Annotated in this window: 21 protein-coding genes; 15 read left to right on the forward strand and 6 right to left on the reverse strand. The window is 65.2% G+C overall.

What is annotated here, in order from left to right:
* The first annotated feature begins 5 nt into the window (after positions 1-5).
* The 5 genes from KR767_RS00315 (at position 6) to KR767_RS00335 (ending at position 5,581) form a co-directional block, all read left to right on the forward strand.
* Entirely contained in the window at positions 6-638 is a 633-nt protein-coding gene (locus tag KR767_RS00315) for an NAD(P)-dependent oxidoreductase (protein ID WP_250877733.1), read from the forward strand.
* A gap of 141 nt (positions 639-779) precedes the next feature.
* A complete protein-coding gene (locus tag KR767_RS00320) occupies positions 780-1,685 on the forward strand; it encodes a 23S rRNA (adenine(2030)-N(6))-methyltransferase RlmJ (protein WP_250877734.1) in 906 nt (301 codons plus the stop codon).
* Between the two features lie 28 nt (positions 1,686-1,713).
* The gene (locus KR767_RS00325) at positions 1,714-2,220 is read left to right on the forward strand and encodes a Slp family lipoprotein (protein WP_250877735.1); all 507 of its coding nucleotides are present in this window, start codon (positions 1,714-1,716) and stop codon (positions 2,218-2,220) included.
* A gap of 68 nt (positions 2,221-2,288) precedes the next feature.
* On the forward strand, positions 2,289-5,015 hold the full coding sequence (locus KR767_RS00330) for a serine/threonine-protein kinase (RefSeq protein ID WP_250877736.1): 2,727 nt from the start codon (positions 2,289-2,291) through the stop codon (positions 5,013-5,015).
* Positions 5,012-5,581, forward strand: a complete 570-nt coding sequence (locus KR767_RS00335) for an ECF-type sigma factor (protein ID WP_250877737.1) — start codon at positions 5,012-5,014, stop codon at positions 5,579-5,581. Before KR767_RS00330 ends, KR767_RS00335 begins: the two co-directional genes overlap by 4 nt.
* A gap of 6 nt (positions 5,582-5,587) precedes the next feature.
* Here the strand turns inward: KR767_RS00335 and KR767_RS00340 are convergent, their stop codons facing one another.
* Entirely contained in the window at positions 5,588-8,977 is a 3,390-nt protein-coding gene (locus tag KR767_RS00340; RefSeq protein WP_250877738.1) for an autotransporter domain-containing protein, read from the reverse strand.
* Between the two features lie 289 nt (positions 8,978-9,266).
* Here KR767_RS00340 and KR767_RS00345 point away from each other — a divergent pair, with 289 nt between their 5' ends.
* From KR767_RS00345 to mfd, 5 genes are all read left to right on the forward strand, one after another.
* Entirely contained in the window at positions 9,267-9,692 is a 426-nt protein-coding gene (locus tag KR767_RS00345; protein ID WP_250877739.1) for a LuxR C-terminal-related transcriptional regulator, read from the forward strand.
* Between the two features lie 131 nt (positions 9,693-9,823).
* A complete protein-coding gene (locus KR767_RS00350) occupies positions 9,824-11,323 on the forward strand; it encodes a hypothetical protein (RefSeq protein ID WP_250877740.1) in 1,500 nt (499 codons plus the stop codon).
* Positions 11,324-11,353: 30 nt separating this feature from the next.
* Positions 11,354-11,779 (forward strand): hypothetical protein, encoded by a 426-nt coding sequence (locus tag KR767_RS00355; protein ID WP_250877741.1) that lies wholly within the window; start codon positions 11,354-11,356, stop codon positions 11,777-11,779.
* A 75-nt stretch (positions 11,780-11,854) separates the two neighbouring features.
* Positions 11,855-12,763 (forward strand): cation diffusion facilitator family transporter, encoded by a 909-nt coding sequence (locus tag KR767_RS00360; RefSeq protein WP_250877742.1) that lies wholly within the window; start codon positions 11,855-11,857, stop codon positions 12,761-12,763.
* 267 nt (positions 12,764-13,030) lie between these two features.
* On the forward strand, positions 13,031-16,480 hold the full coding sequence (gene mfd, locus KR767_RS00365) for a transcription-repair coupling factor (protein WP_250879202.1): 3,450 nt from the start codon (positions 13,031-13,033) through the stop codon (positions 16,478-16,480).
* A 101-nt stretch (positions 16,481-16,581) separates the two neighbouring features.
* On the opposite strand, the gene egtD is transcribed toward mfd, so the two are convergent.
* Positions 16,582-17,565 carry an L-histidine N(alpha)-methyltransferase gene (gene egtD / locus KR767_RS00370; RefSeq protein ID WP_250877743.1) on the reverse strand — a complete coding sequence of 328 codons (984 nt, stop codon included), beginning with the start codon at positions 17,563-17,565 and terminating at the stop codon, positions 16,582-16,584.
* Positions 17,562-18,830, reverse strand: coding sequence for an ergothioneine biosynthesis protein EgtB (egtB, locus tag KR767_RS00375; RefSeq protein ID WP_250877744.1), 1,269 nt, complete (start codon positions 18,828-18,830; stop codon positions 17,562-17,564). Before egtB ends, egtD begins: the two co-directional genes overlap by 4 nt.
* Before the next feature lie 183 nt (positions 18,831-19,013).
* Between egtB and KR767_RS00380 the strand changes: the two genes are divergently transcribed.
* A complete protein-coding gene (locus tag KR767_RS00380; protein WP_166947172.1) occupies positions 19,014-19,451 on the forward strand; it encodes a DUF6491 family protein in 438 nt (145 codons plus the stop codon).
* Between the two features lie 127 nt (positions 19,452-19,578).
* Here the strand turns inward: KR767_RS00380 and KR767_RS00385 are convergent, their stop codons facing one another.
* The 3 genes from KR767_RS00385 to KR767_RS00395 form a co-directional block, all read right to left on the reverse strand.
* On the reverse strand, positions 19,579-19,983 hold the full coding sequence (locus KR767_RS00385) for a hypothetical protein (protein WP_250877745.1): 405 nt from the start codon (positions 19,981-19,983) through the stop codon (positions 19,579-19,581).
* A 77-nt stretch (positions 19,984-20,060) separates the two neighbouring features.
* On the reverse strand, positions 20,061-22,202 hold the full coding sequence (gene rlmKL, locus KR767_RS00390; RefSeq protein WP_250877746.1) for a bifunctional 23S rRNA (guanine(2069)-N(7))-methyltransferase RlmK/23S rRNA (guanine(2445)-N(2))-methyltransferase RlmL: 2,142 nt from the start codon (positions 22,200-22,202) through the stop codon (positions 20,061-20,063).
* The gene (locus KR767_RS00395; RefSeq protein WP_250877747.1) at positions 22,199-22,717 is read right to left on the reverse strand and encodes an alpha/beta hydrolase; all 519 of its coding nucleotides are present in this window, start codon (positions 22,715-22,717) and stop codon (positions 22,199-22,201) included. The genes rlmKL and KR767_RS00395 overlap by 4 nt, the downstream gene beginning before the upstream one ends.
* Before the next feature lie 45 nt (positions 22,718-22,762).
* Between KR767_RS00395 and KR767_RS00400 the strand changes: the two genes are divergently transcribed.
* The 4 genes from KR767_RS00400 to pqqA all read left to right on the forward strand — a co-directional run bounded on the left by KR767_RS00400 (position 22,763) and on the right by pqqA (position 25,326).
* The gene (locus KR767_RS00400; protein WP_250877748.1) at positions 22,763-23,320 is read left to right on the forward strand and encodes an N-acetylmuramoyl-L-alanine amidase; all 558 of its coding nucleotides are present in this window, start codon (positions 22,763-22,765) and stop codon (positions 23,318-23,320) included.
* A gap of 40 nt (positions 23,321-23,360) precedes the next feature.
* A complete protein-coding gene (tesB, locus tag KR767_RS00405; protein ID WP_166947177.1) occupies positions 23,361-24,227 on the forward strand; it encodes an acyl-CoA thioesterase II in 867 nt (288 codons plus the stop codon).
* 4 nt (positions 24,228-24,231) lie between these two features.
* Positions 24,232-25,122, forward strand: a complete 891-nt coding sequence (locus KR767_RS00410; RefSeq protein ID WP_250877749.1) for a LysR family transcriptional regulator — start codon at positions 24,232-24,234, stop codon at positions 25,120-25,122.
* 126 nt (positions 25,123-25,248) lie between these two features.
* Positions 25,249-25,326 (forward strand): pyrroloquinoline quinone precursor peptide PqqA, encoded by a 78-nt coding sequence (gene pqqA / locus KR767_RS00415; protein ID WP_166947340.1) that lies wholly within the window; start codon positions 25,249-25,251, stop codon positions 25,324-25,326.
* Positions 25,327-25,376: the final 50 nt, after the last annotated feature.

The following is a 25,376-nucleotide window of genomic DNA, read 5'->3' on the forward strand; positions in this document are numbered from 1 at the left end:
CACCCATGAAGATCGTCCTGTTCGGCGCCACCGGCAACATCGGCAAGGTCATCCTCGACGAGGCCCTGGCCCGCGGCCACCAGGTGACCGCCGTGGTCCGCGACCCGGCCAAGGTCGCCACGAAGCATGCCCATCTCCACGTGGTCCAGGGCGACGTCGCCCACCCGGCCACCATCGCGACCCCGCTGGCCGGTGCCGATGCGGCCATCGCCAGTCTCAATGACCCCAATCCCGCCAACGTCCGCACGCAGGCCGAAACCCTGCTCGGCGCCCTGGACAAGGCCGGTGTCCGCCGCTTCGCCTGGGTGGGTGGCGCCGGCAGCCTGCTGAACGCCGAGGGCGTGCGCGTGATCGACGACCCGCACTTCCCGGAAGCCTGGAAGAACGCCGCCAACGGCCAGGTCGCGGCCCTGGACGGCTTCCGCGCCAGCCACGCCAACGTGGACTGGACCTACATCAGCCCGGCCAAGGTCATCGCCCCGGGCGAGCGCACCGGCCAGTTCCGCGTGGGCGGCGACCAGGTGCTGGTGGACGCCAAGGGTGAAAGCCACATCTCCATCGCCGACTTCGCCATCGGCGTGCTCGACCGCATCGAGAAGGGCGACGCCGCGAAGAAGCGCGTGACATTCGCTTACTGATATCCCCTTTCGGTGACAAAGGCCCCTGTAGGAGCGCGCCTTGCGCGCGACCGGTGCGGAGCAAAAGATCACTACGCTCCGTACCGGTCGCGCGCAAGGCGCGCTCCTACGGGAGAGTGGCGTGGCGGCTATACTGCGTCGATGAACTATCGCCACGCCTACCACGCCGGCAACTTTGCCGATGTCATGAAGCACATGGTGCTCGTGGCCCTTATCGACGCCATGAAGCAGAAGCCCACGCCGTTCTGCTACATCGAAACGCACGCCGGACGCGGCCGCTACGACCTGCGCGGCACCGAGGCCCGCAAGACCGGTGAGTCCGACGAAGGTGTCGCCGTGCTGAAAACGGCCACCGGCCTGCCGCCCCTGCTGTGGAAGTGGCTGGAAACCGTCCGCGCCTGCAACGAAGGCGACGACACCCTCCGCCATTACCCCGGCTCGCCGTGGATCGCCGCGCACCTGATGCGCGACACCGACACGGCCCAGCTGTGCGAACTGCACCCGGAAGAAGCCGGCCAGTTGCGCCAGCTGTTCCACAACGACAAGCGCGTGCACGTGCACCACCGCGACGGCTACGAGGCCATGAAGGCCCTGGTGCCGCCGAAGGAAAAGCGCGGCGTCGTCCTCATCGACCCGCCCTTCGAGCAGCAGGAAGCCGAATTCCGCATCATCGAGAAGGCGCTGGCGGCAGCCATGGAGAAATGGCCCGGTGGCATCTTCGCGGTCTGGTACCCCATCAAGCTGCGCAGCCACGTGCAGCCCTTCCATCGCTGGCTGGCCACCAAGAGCGGCGCCAAGCGCGTGCTGGCGGCCGAACTGCTGCTGCGCCCTGACGACTCCCCGCTGCGGCTCAACGGCACCGGCATGGTCATCGTCAATGCGCCCTGGAAGCTCGACGATACGATCCGCGATTCCCTGCGCCTGCTGCCGAAGCTGCTCGGCCAGCCCGGCGAGGCCGAATACCGGCTGACCTGGCTGGTGGAAGAAGGCAAGGACCCGGCGCCCATGCACACCGCGCATCCGCCGCGTTCATTGCCGAAGCGGTAAAGTCGGCCCATACGACAGGAGCCGACCCATGCGCACGATCATCGCCCGTCTCGCCATCCCCGCCTCCCTGCTTGCCGTGGCCCTGGCCGGCTGTGCGCCGGCACCGATCTACAAGCCGACGGCGAACACGGTGGCCGTGCCCCCGGCGCAGGTGGCCCGCGAACCGGAGCGCTACGGCACGTCCGACGTGATCTGGGGCGGCCGTATCGTGCAGGTGCGTAACTTCAACGATCACAGCGAGATCGAAGTGCTGGCCTATCCGCTGGACAGCTCGCAGCGTCCCAAGGCCAACGATTCGGGCAACGGCCGTTTCATCGCCTCGATGCCCGGCTACGTCGAAAGCCTCGACTTCCCGGCAGGCGGCATGGTCACCGTCGCCGGCAGGCTCAACGGCACGCGCTCGGCCAACGTGGGCCAGGCTCCTTACACGTTCCCCCTGGTGTCCGTGAACCAGTCGCACGTGTGGACGGCCAAGGAAATGTCTGGCGGCCATCCCAACGTCAGTTTCGGCGTGGGCGTCGGCGTCATCCGCTAAGCCGCCAGCCGGCCCCGCATAGCGTCTTATACTTCCCCCGCCGCAAGGGTCGCGGCGGGGGAAGACCATTGCCTGACGATCGTGGCCAGCTTTACCTGCGCGCCAAACCCATCGCGCTTGCGATGCTGGATCTGCCCGAGGGCCGGCGCAAAGACCATCTCGCCAGCGCCTGTGGCGACGATGCCGCGCTGCTGGCCGAAGTGGAGTGGATCATCCGCGCTGCCGAAACCACGGAACCCTCCTGGCCATCCCTTCCCGGCGCACTGCCGGTGGATGGCGACCGCCTGACGACCGCCCTTCCCGCGCAATACCGGATCGAGCGCGTCCTCGGCGAGGGCGGCATGGGCGTGGTCTATCTGGCGGAGCGCACTGTTGATTCCGGCCCGGCCAATGCATGGCAGCAGCCGGTTGCCCTCAAGCTGCTGCGATTCGCAGGATTCGAAGGCAGCGAGGCTCACCGCCGTTTTGCGGAGGAACGCCGCATCCTGGCCACGCTCAGCCACCCGCACATCGCTCATCTGCTGGATGCGGGCCGCACAGGCGACGGAGTGCCTTATCTCGCGATGGAATATGTCGACGGCGAACGCATCGACCATTGGTGCCAGGAGCGGCGGACATCCCTGCGTGACCGCATCGCGCTGTTCCTGAAGGTGTGCGATGCCGTGCAGTACGCCCATGGCAAGCTGGTGATCCACCGCGATCTCAAGCCGGCCAATATCCTCGTGACGGCCAGCGGCGAACCAAAGCTGCTGGACTTCGGCATATCACGTCTGCTCGATGGCCCGGATGTGCTGGTCGATGCACGGACCACCACCGCCCATCGTGCGCTCACGCTGGCCTATGCCAGTCCCGAGCAGGTGCGTGGACAGGCACTCGATGTCCGCGCGGACGTCTGGTCGCTCGGTGTCGTGCTTTACCAACTCGTGTGCGGCAAACGTCCGTTCGACGATGCTACCGGCACCTCTGCGCTGGATCTGTCCAACGCCATCGTGGACGGCAACCTCGTGGGACCCCGGCGCCACGCACCGAAAACCGTACCCGTGGATATCGACGCCATCGTCATGAAGGCGCTGCGTATCGATCCGCAAGATCGCTATGCCAGCGCCGCTGCGCTGGCCCACGACCTGCGACGCTATCTCGACGCCCTGCCCGTACTGGCAAGCCAGGGCCGTCGCTGGTACCGCGCGCGGCTGTTCGCGCGTCGTCACCGGATCGCCCTGGGCGTGGCAAGCCTGGTCAGCCTGCTGGCCATCGCATTCGTCGTCACCTTGCTGGGCCAGCTGCAACGGGTGCAGCAGGAGCGCGACAAGACCCAGGCCGTGGCGGGTTTCATGAGCGACCTGTTCGAACATGCCGACCCCGGGCATGCGCAAGGCGAGAACCTGCGAGTACGCGACATGCTCGATCGCGGTGCGCGGCAGGTCGCGGACGATGCACGCCTGTCGCCTGAGGTCAAAGCGGCCCTGTTACTGTCCATCGGCAAGAGCTACAACGCGCTCGACCAGGGTGCGCGTGCCATTCCCCTGCTGCGCCAGGCCATCGCCTTGCAGTCGTTCAGTGATGCGCCGGCACTCGACAAAGGACGCGCATGGGCCGCGCTGGCACGCGCCTATGGCATCCAGACGGACGCCATTCCCGCCGCTGATGCCGACCGGCAGGCGCTGGCCCTGCTGGCAAACGCAGCAAATGTTCCGAAGAACGAAAGCTACACCGTGCGCACGCATCTGCTGCTGCAGGAACTCAATGCCGGCACGGCAACTCCCATATCGCTGGCGGAACGCCTCCGCGCCCTCGTTGCCGAACTGGAGCACGAGCAACCGGCCCTGCCGGTAGAACAGGAACAGGCATTGACGACCTGGGCCCTGGCCCTCAGCCGCGCAGGCCAAAACGCACAGGCCGTGACGGTGGCGCAGCGTGCCTCCGCACTGTCGGCCACGACGTATGGCAAGGACGATCCGGAACGCCTGCACGCGGACTTCGTCCTCGCGACAGTAACCAGCGCACGTGATCCCGCCACGGCGGCAGGCATCTACGAACGGTTGATTGCAGACCGGATGCGCATGCTCGGCACGAAGGGCGCAGGCATGTCGACCTTGCAAGGGTATCTGGGGCTCACGCTCGCGGGCATGGGAGAACATGCGCGCGCAGCGGCGATGCTGGAACAAGCCTATGCATCATCGCTGGACGAACCGGAACCCCGCGTGGATTTCCAGCACAGCGTGTTGCTGGCGCTGGCGAGCGAATACCTGGAACAGGGACGATATCGCGACGCCGCAGCCGTTATCGCACCGCATCTGGAAACCCTGGCCAGTCAGGCACGTGCCGGTGCTGCGTGGCCCCTGGTCAATTTCACCGAAGCGTTGAACACGCTCGAAACCGTCGCCCTGCACGAAAACCGGCTGACCGAGGCCGAGGCGCTGGTCGCCCGCCTGCCTGCCCTGCCCGAACCGGGGACGGCACCGGACGCATGGACCGCCGCCCTCGACGGCACCGGTGCATTGCAGGTGGCACGACACCGTTTTGCCGAGGCACGCGATACCTTGCATCGTTTCGACGACATCAACCGCCGGCTTGGCGCCGCGCCGGACAGTCTTCCCGTGCTGCGCGCCCGGTTGCTGGAAGCACGACTGCTCGCTGCGCAAGGTGATACGGTCGGCGCAAAACGCATCGCAGACAACGCGGCGGCACTCAGGAAGGGCCGATGCGATCGCATCGATCGTGAGTTGCGGGCCAGCGCCTATACCACTCCGATCGCGACGTGCACGGTTGCAGCGAACCACGGAATATCGCCATGAACGACATCACCACCGACAAGGAGGTGACCGAATGGCTGCACCGCGCACGCTCCGGCGACGTACAGGCACTGGATCGTGCCCTGCGCGAAATGTATGCCGCCCTGCACTCGCTTGCCCTTGGCAAGCTCCGGCAGAACCGCAGCGAACGTACCTTGAGTGCCACGGCCCTGGTCAACGAAGCCTATCTCAAGGTCTTCGGCGGTCAGGCAAGCCCTGCATGGGACGATCGCGGCCATCTGCTGGGCGTGGTGGCGCGGGCCATGCGCGAGGTGCTGATCGATGCGGCACGACGGCGCCAGGCGGCGAAGCGACCGCAGGATGCCGACCGCCTGCAGCTGACCGAAATCGCAGCATCGATGAACGACGATGTGGATCCCATGGCGCTGTCCGAAAGCCTTGATCTGCTGGAACGGCTCGACCCACGCCAGGCGCAGATCGTGACGCTGCGCTTTTTCGTCGGCATGAGTGCGGAGGAAATCGCCGCCGCCCTGGGTATTTCGCCAGCAACCGTGCAACGCGAGTGGCGCGTTGCACGGGCGTGGCTGCAACGGGAACTATCCCGCTGACATGCGTCAGAGCGACTTGTTCACGGTCAGGCGAATGGACTGGTCGCGCATGTGTGGCTGCACGAGGTAGCTGTATTCGCTTCCCAGCGACCATCCGCCCGAGAAGCCAAGATCGAGCCCGAGGCCGACCTGCACACGGGTACCGTTGGCACTGTAGGGACTGGACATGACGCTCCACTCTCCTGCGGAAGGTATCTGCGCATAGGTCAGCAACATGCGGCTTTCTCCCTGGAAATCGTGCCCCACCTCGATTCGCGCACGCGGCGCGAGCGTGCCCCAGGCCCGTTCGTTTTCTCCGCTGATGCGCAAGCCGACGGCACCGATCGAACTGCGCACCAGTTGTCGTCCATAGGACAGTGCGCTGGTCACGGGGCCGTTTTCGGCGAAGCCGTTCAGTGACGACAGCGACCACGAAGCGCGTGCATATGGCGACCATGACCACGCCCCCGTCCGGTAGGCCAGACCCGTCGTGACCGAACCGAACCATTGCTGGCCCGTACGCCTGCCCGCCAGTTGCCGCCCGCTATCGGCATCCATGCGACGGCTGTCGAAGCGCAGGCCACCGCCGCCGATCACCACGTCGATATACATACCTTCGCCCGGTTGAACGCTACCGTAGATCGCCGCGCTATAGCCCTGAGCGGTGCTGTGCGCACCCTCGCGACCGATGTCGCTGTTGTCGTGCGAATAACCGAACGCCATGCCGAGCAGGCCATGCTCGCCTACGCGTACGTCGGCGCCCGTACTGATACTCACGGTATCGCTGTCGAAACCCGACCCACCACGACGCGCATCGAAGCTGCCGAAACTCGCCTGTCCACCCAGCCAGGTACGCATGCCATGGTCGGCCGCTACGACAGGCGATGCCTGTGCCATGTCGGTTTCCGTGCCGGCCGCTCCGATACCGGGGCGAGCGGACATGGGCACGGCGCGACCGTTCACGTTGAACGCCAGCCGGTTGCTGACGACAGGCGCATCATGCAGCCGGTCGTGCAGGCTTTCCAGGCGCCCCTGGATGTTATCCAGCTGCCCTTGCGCGAAGCGGCGTGCCTGTTCCACCTGCGCTGCGACGATGCCAAGCGCATCGGCGTTCTTCGACGGATCGGGCTGGCTGCTGACCAGTACGAGCACGCTGACCGGCAGGATCGTGCCGCCGTTCGTGGTGAGCGTCGCGCTGACCTGTGCGAGCCCATGGAACGATGGCTGCGACGTAAAGCTCAGCACGCCTTGCGGCGACAGGGACACCTCTGCTGCCTGCCCCGGCGAAAGGCCGCTCAGGCTCGCCGAGGCAATACCGGGCTGAATGCTTGAGAGGTCCACCGTCACGGTGGCTCCGGGCAAGGCTGTGACGGTGCGGCTCAGCACTCCCGTACCTCCTTCGCGGGTCACGGTGACCGTCACGGTGGCGGGTGCCGACATAGCGAATGCGGTACCCGATCGATAGGCAAACGTATCGGTTCCGATGAATCCATTGGCCGGTGTGTAGACGAGGGTTCGTCCGCTCGCCACCACGTGTCCGTGGGCGGGAGAGTTGCCGATATCCAGGCGGTCCCATGCCTGCGGACCGGGTGTCCCCGGTGCCGGCAGGATCGTGACCGGCACGCCCACCGTGGTGACCACGGCCAGGGGCTGGGGCGTCGGCACCGCCAGTGCGTTGACCGTGATCGACACGCGGCCTGGCGACGAATGCCCCATGGCATTGCTGGTGATGTAGGTGAAGCTGTCTGTCGCCCCCTGAAAACCCTCGGCGGGTACATAGGTCACCACCGTTCCAGAAACGGTCGCCGTGCCGTGTGCAGGCGGCATATCGATACTGACCTGCGCAATGCCCGTGCCGTTCGTCGCCGTTCCCAGATCAACGCTGATGGCTTTGCCGTAATCCGTGGCGAGGGTCTGGTCGAGCGCCGTGGGTAACGCCATCGGAACGACCGGGCGGGACGCGGCGGACGGTACACTGGTGCCCGCTGCATTCGTTGCCGTCACGGTGAACGTATACGACGTACCGTTGGCAAGGCCGGTCACGGTCAATGGACTGCCACTACCTGCGGCCGTGACTCCACCGGGTTGCGAGATGACGACATAGTTCGTGACTGGCGAACCGCCGTCGTCCGCCGGAGCGGAGAAAGACACCGTCGCCTGGCCGCTACCTGCCGAGACCGCGCCGATGAAAGGCGCATCGGGCACGCGGACGGGAACACGTCCCACGGCAACCGATACGCGTCCGGGGGATGAACGTCCGACGGCATTGGTGGTGATGTACGTAAAGCTGTCCGTGTCACCCTGGAAGCCATCGGCCGGTGTGTAGGTTACGACCGTGCCAGACACCGTCGTCTTGCCGTGTGCTGGCGGTGTATCGATGATGACATCCGTGATGCCCGCGCCATTCGTCGCCACACCAAGATCGACACTGATGGCCTTGCCGTAATCCGTGGACAGGTTACGGTCGAGTGCGGTGGGCAATGCCATGGGTACGACGGCGGAGGACGCGGCTGATGACACGCTTGTACCTGCGGCGTTGGTCGCCGTGACGCTGAAGGTATACGACGTGCCGTTGGTCAGGCCACTCACCGTCAGGGGACTGGCCGCGCCCGAGGCCGTGGCGTTTCCTGGATGCGAGGTCACCACGTAATTCGTGACCGGCAGGCCACCCGTGTTCACCGGCGGCGAGAACGCTACCGTCGCCTGTCCGTTGCCTGGCGACACCGCACCTATAACTGGGGCATCGGGGGCGCTGACGTAGGTGAACGGGCCACCCGTGGCGCTGCCCGCATCGGTCGTCACGGTGACACCAACCGTCCCAGTACCGGCAGGTATCGTCGCGTTGATCAGCGTGTCCCCCGCCACGGTGAACGCCGCCGGCTGACCGCCGAAGGTCACCGCCGAGGTGCCCAGGAATCCCGTTCCCACCACTGATATCGTCGCGCCGGGCCTGCCGGACGATGGGGCGATCTGGGTGACCGTCGGCCCCACCGAGCGGCAGCTGATCGCATAGTTCGCCACCAGGCCGGGCGTGGCCTGGGTGGTAGTCACGAACAGGGTCGCGGGCCCACCGAGCACGGAACGTGGCATCGCCACCGATTGCGTGGTCTGCATGGTGTCGAGAAAGTTCGTGACCGAAATCACGGCGACATCGAGCCGGATGAGATCGCCGCGGGCATTGGGAGAGGACGACGTCAGTGCCACCAGGTCGCCAGCGTTGAAGTTGATGCCCTGCGACGGATTGAGCGTGACGGTCTGTCCCGGCCCCAGCTGTCCGCTCTTCCCGTCGATGAGCCGACACCCCGTGGATGCGTAACCGGCCTGCGGAGCCACGGCCCCCAGGAGGGCCAAAAGCCCCGCGGTGGCCCAGGTCCGCAGGCGTGCGGCCATCGCCCGCGGCGAAATGATGCGATGCATGAAGATCCCCTGTTCGGTACTACCTGCAAGGGAGTGCGTAAAACGATCGGGAATCCTGTCATGCCATGTCCGGCCCGGTCCGACACCGGCCAACGCGAGGTCGGCACGGCACCGGGGAATGACAGGATGCCGGCGGTTTTTCCGCACTGTCGGACATGGAAACGAAAAACCTGCCTGCCCGGTCCACCAGGATCCATAGCTCTCATTGCATCGCGCGCCGCAACGTGGTGCCGGGCGATGGCCGGGGAAATCCATAGCGTGACCGCCGTCGCGCCTGCGATGTCCCGCCGTGCCCGCCTTACCACCGGGCCATCCCGAAACAGACCGCGACCTGACCGACCGGGAATGGCAGGTGGTACGCCTCGCCGCCCGGGGCGTGGACTGCCAGCAGATGGCGCTGCTGTTGCGAATTGCTCCCTACACGGTCCGCAAGCACCGGAGCAACCTGCTCGCCAAGCTCGGGCTGCACAGCACGGCGCAGTTGTCCGCGTATGCCCGCCGCATCTTCGATACGGAAGCCGACAGGCAGCGCAGGCAGGCCGAACTATCGTTGCTGAGTCCCAGGGAGCGTGAGGTGATGTCGTTGGTGGACGAGGGACTCACCAGCAAGGAAATTGCCCGCCGGCTGGCGCTCAGCCCCGCCACGGTACGCAAGCACAGGGAGAACGCAACGCGACGCCACGACACCGGAAGCGATGGCGCATCGGTGTACTGAACCGGCCTGCGTCTACGTCATCGGAGTTATTTCCCGCTGCAGGGGGCCGATGCAATCTCTGCACTGCGACACGTCCTTGATGTCCGTCGGGACATGTCGCACGACGGACGCTTATCGAGGAATGAATAATCATGGGTAACGAACATCTGGACATGGCTGCCCTGCTGGACGAGAGCGGCCGGGAACAAAGCCACCTGGACTACCAGTTGTCGGACGTGCGCTGGAACCCGCGCAGCTTCTCCCTGGGCAAGGGCGTGGATGCCGTCACGGGGGAGATTGCCAAGCAGGCTGTCGAGGCCACGGCACCCCGGAGCGAGCTGACGCGCGATGTGGAATTCACCTATCACATGGTGCGTTCGCAGAGCGAAATGCAGAGTCTCGTCGACGTCAGCACGAAGGGTAAATACAACATCAAGTCGGTGTCGATCTCCGAGAGCACCCAGTTCCTCGAGGAGGTCAGCTTTTCGGAAACGCAGCATACGGTGGTGGCCCGGCTGGTCGTCGGATCACCCGCCATGCTGCCCATCGACCATGCGTCCTACCGGCTGACACCTGCTGCGCAGACCTTGATGCGGGAACATCCGGAGCGTTTCCGGGAAACCTATGGCGACTACTTCATCAGCAGCTACTCATGGCGCGGCGAATTCCTGGTGGTGTACAAGTTCCGCTCCCACGACAGCAGCAAGCTGCGCGAGCTGACCACCACCCTTGATGTGACAGCGGAAGGCCTCTTCTCGAAAGAAGGCACCCTGAAGCTCCGCAACAAGGCCGAGCAGCACGGCGTGGAGGTATCCATCAACATCCACATGTCGGGCCTCGGACCCCTGGCTGCCGGTGAGGATAGGCCCGCTTCCGGCGGACTGCCTGACATTGCCGAATCCCTCGCCTGGTTTGCGAGGCATGTGGTGGGAAAGCCGGAAATGGCACAACTGACCCACTACAAGTTCTTCGACGACAACTATCCCGCATCCGTTCCCATTGCACCGGATGCCTTCGTCAGCCTGAAAGGCCTCTACGATGGGCTGTGGCTGATCCGCTCACGCTTCCACGGCATACCCGACTTTTACCAACGGAATTTCCGCGAGCGTTTCAACCGGCTGGATGCGGAGATCACCTCGAAGAAAAACCATCTGCCCGGGCAGAGAGAGAAGGTCGGCGAGCTCAACCAGGAAGCCCGCAACCTGTTGCATGACCTCCAGATGGTCTGCGACCGGATGGATTTTCATGCCCGCCTGAAGACGGTCCGGCAGGCGCAGGACAACTGGCTCAAGGGCGACAAGAAGTCGAAGGACCAGACCCACTGGTTGTATGGCATGAGCAGCGACGAGCGCACCGAAGCGGTCACCATCCATAGCGAAGAAAGACATTTCCAGGAAGGTTTCAAGCACCCGGTCTGGTCGCAGCGGCGCGGAAGCGTCCATTTCGGTGACGGCAGCAAGAGGCTGATCGTCGGCGTCGAAGTGCGCTCGAACTGGAAGGATGGCAGCAACGGTACCTGGTCGACACCGCAGCAGCACTTTGTGCTGGAACACAACGCCCTGGTCAATTTCAAGTCGGAAACCGGTCGCGGCTGCAACTGGAGCGCCACGTTCCACTATGTCGACGCAGACCTGTACCGGTTCGACGACTGACGCCCTCATTTCTCTAAAGGACTACTCATCATGAATACGAACATACGTTGCATCGCCCGTGGCGCATCCATCGCCCTGCTGGCATGCCTGGTCTGCCAGGGTGCGCTGGCCCGTGGAAAGAACGATCCCGTGCCCGACGGCTGGGTCGTGATTCGCTCCGGGCAGGCCAACAAGGACAGCAACTACGCCAACGAGACGCGCATCGGCGACCGGTACTTCAATATTTCCGCCCTGTGCGCACCACGCAACACCAATCCCGACGCGCTGGCCTCCACCGACACCACGCGTGACTGGAGCGGGTCCGAGCTATGGCAGACATCGTCCTCGACCATCATCGCGAACAAGAAGCAGAGTGGAAAAATCGTGAAGGACGAGCAAGCCGGCAACCCCAACCACTGCCTGATCAACGATGTGGATGTCACCGCCATCAAGGGTGTGTGGCACAAGGTACGGTAAGCAAAAACCTGCGGTAGTATCGAAACCCACCGGTCAGCAGGCCGGTGGCTTTCACTTGCCGGGGCCACAGCACACATGTCGGGACACGCCGATTCGAAGCGCGCCATCTTCCTCGCGCTCGGAGCCAACTTCGCCATCTTCGTCGCCAAGCTCGTGGCGGCCCTGTTCACCGGCTCGGGCGCCATGCTGGCCGAAGCAGTCCACTCGCTGGCCGACTGCGGCAACCAGGGTCTGCTTCTGCTCGGCATGCGCCAGGCCAAACGCCCGCCATCACCGGAGTATCCGCTTGGCTGGGGCCGTGCCCTGTATTTCTGGTCGTTCCTCGTCGCCATCCTGCTGTTCAGCGTGGGCGGCATGTTTTCGGTGTACGAGGGTGTGCACAAGCTCACTCATCCCGAACCGTTGCGCTGGGCGTGGCTGGCCGTGGGCGTGCTGGCCTTCTCGATCGTCACCGAGGGCATCTCCATGCACGGCTGCCTGCAGGAGGTGAACAAGGCGCGTGAGGGTCGCAGTCTGTGGCAGTGGTTCCGCGAGACACGGGCCAGTGAGCTGCTGGTGATCTTCGGCGAGGATCTCGCCGCCCTGCTGGGACTGACCTTCGCCCTTGCCGCCGTCCTGCTGACCATGGCAACCGGCAATCTCATCTACGACGCCATCGGCACCATCGCCATCGGCGTACTGCTGATCGTGGTCGCCGTGGCGGTGGCCCGCGAGGTGAAGGCCCTGCTGATCGGCCAGGGCGTGGAGCCGAAGCGCCGGGCCGAGATGGTGGCCTTCCTGGAGGCCCGGCTGGAGATCGACCTGGTCTACAACCTGCTTACGCTGCAGATGGGCACGGATGTCATGGTGGCCATCAAGGCGCGCATGGCGCCCGCACCGACGGCACGGGCCATGATCGAGGCCATCAATATCGTGGAGGCCGATTTCAAGGCGCGGTTCAAGGATGTGCGCTGGAGTTTCTTCGAGCCGGATATTGCCGATTGAGCTGGCCGGTGGGGCGGCCTGGACGGAAGCCTCGGCCTGACCGGTCGCGCGCAAGGCGCGCTCCTACATGGTGGCTCCGGTCGGCTGGTCGTGCGCAAGGCGCGCTCCTACAGGGGGGCTTGTGTAGGAGCGCGCCTTGCGCGCGACCGTGACCCTCGGCGCCCCACTGCACCCGGCGTCGGCAACGCCTACAAACCCACGAAGGCAAGGCCTTCATGACGGGGTAGTACAATCACCGGCTTGTCCGCAAGCCGAGCCGTCGATCCGATGCCCGTAGCGATTCCCCGTCCGCCCCTCCCCGCCAACGCCAAGACCCGCCGCTACTGGGCGGTGCCAAACGGCTCCTCCTGGGCCCTGGAAATCGCCGAGGCCGCCCGGGCGCACGATGGCCTGCTCGTGGTGGTCACCCGGGATACCCGCAGCGCCGACAACCTGGAAAGCGAACTGGGCGTCTTTGCGGGCGAATTGTCCGTGCTGCACTTCCCCGACTGGGAAACCCTGCCCTACGACGTCTTCAGCCCCCACCCCGAGGTGGTCTCCCAGCGCATCGCCACCCTGTATCGCCTGCCTTCGGTAAAACGCGGCGTGCTGGTGGTGCCGGTCGCCACCCTCATGCAGCGCATCGCCCCCCGCAGCCACATCACCGGCTCCGGGCTGGTGCTGCGCAAGGGCCAGAAACTCGACATCGTGGCCGAACAGCGCCGGCTGGAGGCTGCCGGATACCGCAACGTGCCGCAGGTGTCCGAGCCGGGCGACTTCGCCGTGCGCGGCGCCCTCATCGACATCTACGCGATGGGCGCCAGCGAACCCTACCGTGTGGAGCTGTTCGACGACGAAGTGGAATCGATCCGCACCTTCGATCCGGAAACCCAGCGCTCGCAGCAGCAGGTCGAAAACGTGGAACTGCTGCCCGCCCGCGAGTTCCCGGTGACGGAGGAAGCCGCGAAGACCTTCCGCGCCGCATTGCGCGACCGCTTTCCCATCGACGTGCGTCGCTGTCCGCTGTACCAGGACATGAAAGAAGGCGTCACGCCCGGCGGCATCGAGTACTACCTGCCTCTGTTCTTCAGCGCCACGGAAACCCTGTTCGACTACCTCGCCGGTGAAACGCTGTTCGTGCTGGGCGACGGCACGCTCGACGCCGCCGACGCCTTCTGGACACAGGTGGCCGAGCGCTATGACCAGCGCGCGCACGATATCGAACGCCCGGTCCTGCCGCCTGCCGATATCTATCTCGCCCCGGAACAACTGCGCGAGCGCCTCAACAAGCAACCACGCATCGATGTCGTGGCGAAAGACCACGAGCACGCCGTGGACCTGGGCACGCAGCCAGCTCCGGAACTGCCGATCAACCGCAAGGGCGAGGAGCCCGGCACGGCCCTGCGCCATTTCCTGGCGCATTATCCTGGCCGCGTGCTGGTGGCCGCGGATTCCGCCGGTCGTCGCGAGGCGCTGATCGAGCAGCTCGCAGGCGCCGGCATGAAACCGGCAAACATCGACGGCTGGAAAGCCTTTCTCGCCAGTGACGAGAAGCTGACCATCACGGTCGCGTCGCTGGAACAGGGTTTCGCACTTACGAAGCCGGCGGTCACCGTGCTCACCGAACGCGAGCTGTTCGGCGAACGCGTACGCACCGACCGGCGCAAGCGCGCAGGCGCCGCGCGCGATCCGGAAAGCATCATCAAGGACCTCACCGAGCTGTCCATCGGCTCGCCCATCGTCCATATCGATCACGGCGTGGGTCGCTACCAGGGCCTGCTGTCGCTCGATGTGGGCGACATGCCCGGTGAATTCCTCACCATCGAATACGCCAAGGGCGACAAGCTCTACGTGCCCGTGGCACAGCTGGGGCTGGTCAGCCGCTACACCGGCACGGCACCGGAACTGGCGCCGCTGCACTCCCTGGGCGGCGACGCCTGGGAACGCGCACGCAAGAAGGCCGCCGAAAAGGTGCGCGACGTTGCCGCCGAGCTGCTGGCGATCTACGCGCAGCGCGAAGCCAAGCAGGGCGAAGCCCTGCCGGTAGACAGGCAGATGATCGAAGAATTCGCCGCCACCTTCCCCTTCGAGGAAACCGCCGACCAGCAACGCGCCATCGACGCGGTGATCGCCGACCTGGCACGGCCCCGCGCCATGGATCGCGTGGTCTGCGGTGATGTGGGCTTCGGCAAGACGGAGGTTGCCCTTCGCGCCGCCTTCGCCGCAGCTACCGCCGGCAAGCAGGTCGCCGTGCTGGTGCCCACTACCCTGCTCGCCCAGCAGCACTACCGCAACTTCGCCGATCGCTTCGCCGACTGGCCCGTGCGCGTGGAAGTGCTCTCGCGCTTCAAGTCGAAAAAGGAAGTGGACAACGCACTGGAACGGCTGGCCGACGGCCAGGTGGATGTCATGGTCGGCACGCACAAGCTGTTGCAGGCAGACATCCGCTTCAAGAACCTCGGCCTGGTCATCGTGGATGAGGAACAGCGCTTCGGTGTACGCCAGAAAGAGCAGCTGAAGAAACTGCGCGCCGAGGTCGACCTGCTCACCCTCACCGCCACGCCCATCCCGCGTACGCTGAACATGGCCATGAGCGGTCTGCGCGATCTCTCCATCATCGCCACTCCGCCGGCCCACCGCACGGCGGTGCGCACGCTGATCTCCACCTACCAGCCCGCCATGATCCGCGAGGCCATCCAGCGCGAGCTGTCGCGTGGCGGCCAGGTGTATTTCCTGCACAACGAAGTGGAGTCCATCGAGCGCATTGCCCGCGAACTGGGTGAGCTGGTGCCCGAAGCACGCATCCGCGTCGCGCACGGGCAAATGCCGGAGCGTGAGCTGGAACAGGTCATGGCCGACTTCCACCGCCAGCGCTTCAACGTGCTGGTGTCCACCACCATCATCGAATCCGGCATCGATATTCCCACGGCGAACACCATCATCGTGAACCGTGCAGACCGTTTCGGCCTTGCCCAGCTGCATCAGCTGCGCGGTCGCGTCGGCCGTTCGCATCACCGTGCCTACGCCTATCTCATCGTGCCGGATCGCAAGGCGATGACGGCCGACGCCGAGAAGCGCCTGGAAGCACTGGCTTCCCTGGAAGAACTGGGCGCCGGCTTCACCCTTGCCACGCACGATCTCGAAATCCGTGGTGCGGGCGAGATGCTGGGCGACGAACAATCCGGCCAGATCCAGGAAATCGGTTTCGGCCTCTACACCGAACTGCTCGACCGCGCCGTGCGTGCGCTCAAGTCGGGCAAGGTGCCTGACTTCGACCTCACGTCGGAACACGAGACGGAGGTGGAACTGCACCTGCCGGCATTGATCCCCGAGGATTACCTGCCGGATGTGCATACGCGCCTGACGCTGTACAAGCGAATCGCCAGCGCGAAGGACGACGAAGGCCTGCGCGAGCTTCAGGTCGAGATGATCGATCGCTTCGGCCTGCTGCCCGACCAGACCAAATGCCTGTTCGCCGTGGCACAGCTGAAGCTCATGGCCACGCCGCTGGGCATCCGCAAGCTGGACTTCGGCGCAAACGGCGGCCGCGTCACCTTCCGCGACAAGCCGGATATCGACCCGATGGCGCTGATCAAGCTGATCCAGCAGCAGCCGCGTGTGTTCAAGATGGACGGGCAGGACAAGCTGCGCGTGATCATGGACCTTCCCGGCAGCAGTGAGCGGATCAGGGCAGCGCAGGAAACCCTCGTCTCACTGGGCGCCCGCCGCCCGAGCTAACCGGCATTTGCAGGCGCGCGCCTTGCGCGCGACCGGAGTCATCGTGAAAACCGGTCGCGCGCAAGGCGCGCTCCTACAAGGTGTCGGATATGGATCTGGAATCAGGGGGCCGGCGTGGAGCGCACCAGGTACTGCACGCTGAATTTCTTCTCTGCATCCATCCACACCTTCTCCACCGAAAGCCCCGCCTTCGAAGCCATCAGCGCGAAATCCTCCAGCGAATACTTGCAGCTGTACTCCACCTGCATTGCCTCGTCTTCGCGAAAGACATAAGTCTCCGGCCCCACGCGTACTTCCTGTCGAACCGTGCTGACCAGTGAGGTCTCTATACGACCGGCAAGAGCGTTGTAACGCGCACGATGGCGGAACGCATCGACATCGAAATCGGTGCCGATCTCGCGATTCAGGCGCACCAGCATATTGAGGGTGAAATCACGCGTGACACCCGCGGCATCGTTATAGGCCGCCTCGATCTCGGCGGCATCCTTCTTCAGATCGACGCCGATCAGCACGCCACCGCCATCGCTCATCTCCGCACGCATCTGGCGAAGAATCTTCATGGCGTCCTTGCTCTCGAAGTTGCCGATCGTGGAACCAGGAAAATAGATGATCGTACGACGCGGTGCCCGGGCGGCCACCGGCAGGCGCAACGGCTGGGTGAAGTCGGCGCACACCGGCTGCATCGGCACATGCGGGAAACGCGCCGCCAGTGCGGCCACGCTTTCCATCAACGCCGTGCGCGAGATTTCCACCGGCACATAAGCCGCCGGAGATTCCATGTGCTCCAGCAACATGCGCGTCTTGACGCCACTGCCGCTGCCGTATTCCACCAGACGTGCCTCGGGGCCAAGCGTCGCCGCGATCTCGGCGGCATGATCGCGCATGATCGCGATCTCGGTTCGCGTCAGGTAATACTCCGGTTGCTCGCAGATCGCCTCGAACAGCGCGGAACCGCGTTCGTCATAGAACAGCCGCGAGGGAAGCCGCTTGGGTTTCGCCGACAGGCCGCGGCGGACGGTATGCAGGGTGTCCTCGACATCCGGATGGCGGTCGTCGACACGGATGTCTTTCGGTAGAGCGCTCATCGATCATTTCCCAGTCGTATCCCCGAGAACTGCCAGCGGGCATGGGGAGGAAAGAAGTTGCGGTAAGTCGCGCGAATGTGGTCCGCGGGCGTGGCGCAGGAACCTCCTCGAAGCACCCATTGCCCATTCATGAACTTTCCGTTGTATTCACCGAGCGCACCGGCCAGGGGCCGGAAACCCGGATAACTGACATATGGGCTCATCGTCCATTCCCAAACGTCACCGTACATCTGTCCGAGCGCCGTCTCGAACGACGAGGCACGAGGTTGGAGCATGTCGGTGTCCTGAAGGTTCCCCTGAACGGGAAGATCTTCGGCCATCGTCTCCCACTCGGTTTCCGTGGGCAGGCGCGCACCGGCCCAGCGCGCGAACGCATCTGCCTCGAAGTAACTGATATGCGTGACGGGCGCATGGGGATCGATGGGGCGCCGGCCGGACAACGTGAATTCGGTCTCCAGCGCCTCGTCCCAGTACAGCGGGCGCTTCCAGCCTTCGGCCTGCACGGCCGCCCATCCATCCGAAAGCCACAGCGTGGGCTCTTCGTAACCACCATCGTGGACGAAGGCACGGTACTCCGCATTGGTCACCGGACGATTGGCGATGGCACCCGCCTGCCGATAGGTACGGTGGCGCGGCCCTTCATTATCGAAGTGGAATCCTTCGCCTTCATGACCGACCTTCACCACGCCTTCTTCGAAAGGCACGAAACGCAAGGCAGGTGCCACGACAGGCAGGGCTCGCGGTGCGTCAGCGGCAAAGGCGGGCTCCAGCGGGTTCTGCGCAAAGGCATGCTTGATGTCGGTGAGCAACAGTTCCTGGTGTTGCTGCTCGTGCTGCACTCCCAGTTCAACCAGTGCAGCAAGCGCCGGATCATCACCACGGGAGATCATCGATGCGATGGCTTCATCCACGCGGTGACGATAGTCGAGCACTTCATCGAGCGCCGGGCGTGTAAGCATGCCGCGGCGCGGCCGCGCGTGCATCGGCCCCACCGACTGGTAGTACGAGTTGAACAGGTAATGCCATTCCGGATTCGCCACCACGTACCGGCGATCGCGCGAGAGGATGAACTGCTCGAAGAACCACGTCGTATGCGCCAGGTGCCATTTGGTCGGACTCGCGTCCGGCATGGACTGCACCACCGTGTCCTCGGGACGCAGATGGGCAGCGAGCGCGACCGTACGATGACGTATGGAAAGAAAACGCGTGGCGAGATCCGTGCCTGCCGGCGAAAGGGAAGCGAGGCCTAGCGGATGATGGCTCATCGAACGGTTCCATGCGGACGAAGGGGCGCCAGCGATCGCGCCGACCATGCCGCAGGAAACGTTCAACGGGTGTGAGCGCGACCGACCACCGCCTTAACGCGCGGTGCACCGGGGCGCCCTGCCCCTCGTATCCGGGGCCCCGGAGGCTTAACGTAGGGTTACCTCACCGCGGAGGACTTCACCATGTATGCCCGCTCCCTGTTCGTGACCGGCCTGATCCTGATCGGAGCCGCCCAGGCCGCCGATGCCCCGGCCCCCTTACCTCGCAAGGAATTGCCCGTCGCCGATTGCCTGCGCACCGACCAGATCAGCAACTGGGCCATGGTCGACAACCGCACGGTCATCGTCGCCAACGGTCCTAACTTCTACCGGGTAACCACCAACGTGGATTGCCCGCGCATGGACCTGGGCGGCGGCATCCGCTTCCGCGGCGCCGAGAGCATCAAGGCCGTGGCGCCCATGCGCATCTGCGGCAGCATCAACGAGCAGATCGTGCGCCGCGACGATCCACCGTGCCAGATCCAGACGGTAGAGAAGATCGACAAGGCCACCTATCAGTCGCTGGAGAAGAAGGCACAGCGCAAGGGATCGGGCGCCGAGCCCAACGGCATGGTCAGGTAACCATCCCCCTGTAGGAGCGCGCCTGCGCGCGACCGGTTATGACGCAAACCTCGGTCGCGCGCAGGCGCGCTCCTACAATAAAAAAGCCCGGCGCGAGGCCGGGCTTTTGTTCAACGGATGCCGACGATCAATAGCCTTCGTCGCGGACGTAGCGCGTGGTGTAGCCATCGTCATACGTCGTGGTGGTCGTGGTGACGCGACGGGTGGTGTATGCCGGACCGTCGTCATAGATGACCGTGGTGGCCGGGCGGCTGTAGTACACCGGGCGATCGTCATAGACCACCGTGGTGGCCGGACGCGTGGCACCGTAGACCAGGCCGGCGACTGCACCGGCAACGATGGCGCCAGCAACCCAGCGGCCCGCGTGGTCATAGTGACCGCGACCGTAGTAACCGCCATGGTAGCCACCGTAATAGCCACCGCCGTGGTAGTAACCGCCGCGACCCCACCCGTGGGCGAAGGATGCGGGTGCGAATGCCATCAACCCCGCAGCGGCGAGAAAAAGAGCGGACTTGACGAACTGACCTTTCATGACGGTGACCTCCGGGTGGTGATTCCAGATTCGCGCTCCGGCACTGAATCCGGACTGAAGTTTTCTGCACCCTATGTTCACGTTCTCCATGGGTTCACGAACGGCTTCCGGAGCAGCCAGCAGCCATGAATATCGTGGCGCCGTGAGAAGTCGAACGGGATGCTGGGTGCACTCCAGTCCTCGATCTCGAAATGGGGCTCGAGGGCCGCCCGATCAAGCTGGAAGCGACGGAAGTTGTTGGAGAACACGATGATGCCTTCAGGCAGCAGTCGCTCGGCGCAGAGCAGCAGCAGCTTGACGTGGTCGCGCTGCACGTCGAAATCGTCGGCCTTCTTCGAGTTGGAAAAGGTCGGCGGGTCGACGTAGATCAGCCCGTACTGCATCGAGCGCTTCTCCAGGAAGGAGAGCGCGTCTTCCTGAACGAGACGGTGGCGGTTGCCGGTGAAGCCGTTCAGCGCAAGATTGCGCGATGCCCAGTCGAGGTAGGTGGCGGACAAATCGACCGTGGTCGTGTCGCGCGCATCGCCCGCGGCCGCGTAGACGCTGGCCGTACCGGTGTAGGCGAACAGGTTCAGGAAATGCTTGCCGGCGGCAAGTTCCCGGATCTTGGCACGCACCAGGCGGTGGTCGAGGAACAGGCCCGTGTCGAGGTAATCGGTGGGATTGATGAGGAAGCGCAGGCCGCCCTCGCCCACTTCCACGAACTGGCCCTGCTGGTCGAACTGGCCATACTTGGAGCCGCCCTTGCCGCGCTCGCGGGTTTTCACCGCGATGCGATCACGCGGGGTGCCGAACACCTCGGCCGCCACGCGCACCACCTCGCGCAGGCGGTTGCGGGCGACATCCACCGGGATATCCTGCGGCGCCTTGTATTCCTGGATGTGCAGCCAGTCTTCGTATACGTCGATGGCGGCGGCGTATTCCGGGAGATCCTGGTCATAGGCGCGCCAGCAGCTGATGCCTTCGCGGGACAGGCGCTTGCGCAGGTGGCGGACATTCTTCTCCAGCCGGTTCTTCAGCATCTGCGCGCCGTCGGACAACGGCCTGGCCTCACGCGGCGCCTCGTCGCGGGCACGCAGGCTGAAGGTGAGCAGCGGGGTTTCCAGCGCGCCGTTGAACAGCGCGTAGCGCTTGTCCGGCGACAGGCGCAGGGCGCGGCCCAGTTCTTCATCGCCCGCCAGCACGGCGGCACGCCAGCCCGGGAAGCGCTCCTTCAGCGCCTGGCCCAGCTCACGGTAGAGCTGCGGCAGCTCGGCACGATCGCCCAGGCGCTCGCCGTAAGGCGGATTGGTGATGACCAGGCCCAGCGGGGTTTCCGGCGGGGGGGCCACGTGCACGGCATCGCGGCGATCCAGATGGACGAAGCCGGCCACGTTGGCCGCCTGCGCGTTGCGCTTGGCGGTCTGCACCATGTTGCCGTCGCTGTCGCTGCCAAAGAACACAGGGCGCAGGTTGCGCAGGCCCTCGTCGGCGACCGCCTTGGCCTCTTCCCACAGGGTGCGCCACATGGCGTAGTCGTGCTTCAGCCACCCCAGGAAGCCGTAGTAGCCACGGCGCAGGCCCGGGGCCACGCCGGCGGCCATCAGGGCGCCCTCGATCAGCAGGGTGCCCGAACCGCACATGGGATCGACCAGCGCGCCGCCCTCGGCGTAGATGCGCGGCCACTGGGCGCGCACCAGCATCGCCGAGGCGAGGTTTTCCTTCAGGGGCGCCTCGCCCTGGCGTTCGCGCCAGCCACGACGGTGCAACGGGGAGCCGGACAGGTCGATCGACACCGTGGCGCGGTCGCGGCGCAGGCGCACGTTGACGCGCAAGTCGGGTTCCTCCGGGTCCACGTCGGGGCGCGCGCCACTGGCGGCGCGGAACTGGTCGACGATGGCGTCCTTGGTCTTCAGCGCGATGAACTGGCTGTGGGTGAGCTTGCTCTGGGCCGTATTGGCATCCACGGCCAGGGTGCCGTGAGCGGCCAGATGTTCGGCCCAGTCGATGTCCTGGATGCCCTCGTAGAGCGCCTCGGGGGTGGCCGCCTCGAACTCGGCCACGGGCAGCAGCACGCGGCTGGCCATGCGCGACCACAGGCAGGCACGGTAGGCCGTCTCCAGGGAGCCCTCGAAGGACACGCCGGCCAGGGCCTCCTTGACGTTCCCGGCGCCGATGGCGACCAGTTCGTCCTTGAGGAGGTATTCCAGGCCCTTGGGGCAGGTAGCGAACAAATTCATGCGAGGCCTTCCAGGAAACGGCGGAATTCAGCCTCGACGACAGGCAGGGTGACGCTCAGGCGGTGATCGTCGCGCAACAGCAGGGCCGGCATGCCATGGCCCCGGGCGAAGCCGATGGCCTCGTCCACGGAGCAGACGTCGTCGTCGTAGCCGTGGACCAGGAACGACGGTACATCCTTGCGGGCGGCAAAGCCGCGCGGGTAGCCGGGGATGTGGGTCGGCAGGGCCAGCAGGAACAGGCCGGCGACCGGCGCGTCGAGCGAGGCCAGCCCCGAGACGAAAGCACCCATGCTGGAACCGACCAGCACCGGCGGTGCCGGCGAGGCCGCCATGGCCCCGGCGAGCCTGTCCAGGCGCGGTTCGATGCAGCCTGCGTAGCCCTTGAGGTCGTCCTCGCGGTAATCGGGACGCTGGGTGGTCCAGCCGAGCGATTCGGCCACGGCCGCCAGGACGCTCACCTTGGTGGCGTCAGGACCGGAATCGGAACCGTGGGAAAGGATGATGTGGCCGCGCATGGCGGTCTCCGTACGCGGAATGACCGGCTATGTTATCAAAGCGGCATGATCGACATCCTCCACGCCCCCCTGCCCTACGAAGCCCGGCTGCCCGAACGCGCCGCAACCGAGATCGACCTGATCGTCCTGCACTGCACCGAACTGCCCGACCTGGCCATGGCCCGTGAGTATGGCGAGCGCGTGCTCTACGAAGACCGTGGCACGGGCGCCAGCGGCCATTACTACATCGACCGCGACGGCTCGATGCTGTGCTACGTGGACCCGCTGCGTATCGCCAACCACACGCGGGGCTTCAATCCACGCTCCATAGGGATCGAACTGGTGAACCTCGGCCGCTACCCCGACTGGTTCGATTCCCGCCGGCAGGAGATGACCGAACCCTACCCGGAGGCCCAGATCGGGGCACTGCGTGCCCTGCTCGGCCACCTGCTCGCCCGCTTTCCATCGCTGGGCCACGTGGCCGGCCACGAAGATCTCGATACCGCGATGGTGCCGGCCAGCAACGATCCGGATACCGAAGTGCCGCGCAAGCGCGATCCCGGCCCGCAGTTTCCCTGGGCACGCGCGCTGCAAGGCTTGCGGCTGACCCGGCTGGACACCTGAGCGCCGTATAATTCGCGCATCGTTACCGGGAAACCGTTCCATGTCGGACAACCACGTCAGCGAACTCGTCGATCTGCTCGAACTGGAGCGCCTGGAAGACAACCTCTTCCGCGGCCAGAGCCGCGACATCGGCACCCGCTTCGTCTTCGGTGGCCAGGTGCTCGGACAGGCCCTCTCCGCCGCGCAGCGCACGGTCGATCCGCAACGCGAAGCCCACTCGCTGCACGCCTACTTCCTGCGCGCGGGCGATATCGAGGCACCCATCGTCTACAGCGTGGAACGCACCCGCGACGGTGGTTCGTTCTCGTCGCGCCGGGTGGTCGCCATCCAGCACGGCCAGCCGATCCTCGACGGCTCCATCTCGTTCCAGGTCCCTGAAACCGGTTACGAGCACCAGATGTCCATGCCCGAGGTACCGGCGCCGGAAGACGTCGAACCCATGCACGAACTCTCGGGTGAGCAACTGGCGCGCCTGCCGGAGAAAACCCAGCGCTGGCTGGGCATCGGCGGCCCGTTCGAGTTTCGTCATGTGTGGCCGCGCGACGAACTGCGCCCGGCCAAGCGGCCGCCCTACCAGCACATATGGTTCCGCATCAACGCGCCCGTGGGCGACGCGCTGACGCTCCACCAGGCCTTGCTCGCCTATGCGTCCGACTTCCACCTCATCGGCACGGCCACGCTACCGCACGGCATCTCCTATCTCACGCGCAACATGCAGATGGCGAGCCTCGACCATGCCCTGTGGTTCCATCGTCCGTTCCGCATCGACGAATGGCTGCTGTATTCATTCGACAGCCCTACCTCGCAGGGCGGCCGCGGACTGGCGCGCGGCATGATCTACACGCGCGACGGCAAGCTCATTGCCTCGACGGCGCAGGAAGGCCTGATCCGCGTGCGTCCCGACTGAACGCATGAACGTCGAGCTGCGGCACCTGCGTTACTTCATCGCCGTGGCCGACGAGCTGCACTTCAGCCGCGCCGCCGAGCGGCTGGGCATGTCCCAGCCGCCACTCAGCCAGCAGATCCGCGACCTGGAATCCACGCTGGGCGTGCGCCTGCTGCGCCGGACCAACCGCCGCGTCGAACTCACCGACGCCGGCCGTGCCTATCTCGATGCCGCGCGCGACATCATCGCGCGGGTGGACGATGCGGGCGATCTTGCCCGCCGTGCCGAACGCGGCGAGATCGGCGAGCTGCATGTCGCATTCACCCGCTCTACGCCGCTCATCGAGCGATTCCCCCGCGCCATACGCAACTTCCGCGAAACCTGGCCTGCGGTGCGACTCGTGCTGGTGGAGCGCAATACGATGCAGCAGATCGAAGCCCTGCTCGACGGACGCCAGCAGATCGGCTTGCTACGCGGTGGAACGCTGCCATCCACCCTGGTATCCCACTGCATCGTCTCCGATCCCCTCGTCGCCGTACTGCGCGCAGACCATCCGCTGGTGAAGGGGCGACGCAAAGGCCTGCGCATGGAAGAACTGGCTGACGAAAACTTCGTGGTGTTCTCGCGCGGTGCCGGCACCGGTGTGTACGACCAGTTGCTGAGCATGTGCCGCCATGCAGGCTTCATGCCGCGTATCGCGCAGGAGGCCGGCGAATCCTCTACGATGATCAGCCTCGTGGCTGCGGGCCTCGGTGTGGCCGTACTGCCGGAATCGATGCGCCATGTGCATATCGACGGCGTGGCTTATATCGCCATCGACTCTCCGGATTCGGCCAGCGAGTTGCATCTGGTTCATCGCCGCGATGACCGCTCGCCACTGGTGCAGGCCTTTACCGGGCTCATGCTGCGCCCCTGATGCACGTCTTTGGACGTTTCTATCGCCCGGTACGAAACTGCCGTCCAGTACACAGTTTGACCACGCAGGGTGGGTGTTAATCTCGAAGAAGCCAGGACGTCTGGCGACTACCCGAGGATCGACCCCATGCGTAAGTGGAAGAAGCCCGCCTACACCGATCTGCGTCTCGGTTTCGAAGTGACGATGTACGTGTCGAACCGCTGACACGCGGCGCGTCGGCGCCCCGGCATTCCGGGGCGTTTCCTTCCTGCAAC

This window comes from Luteibacter anthropi (genome assembly GCF_023699965.1).
In the GTDB taxonomy this organism is placed as follows: Bacteria; Pseudomonadota; Gammaproteobacteria; order Xanthomonadales; family Rhodanobacteraceae; genus Luteibacter; species Luteibacter anthropi.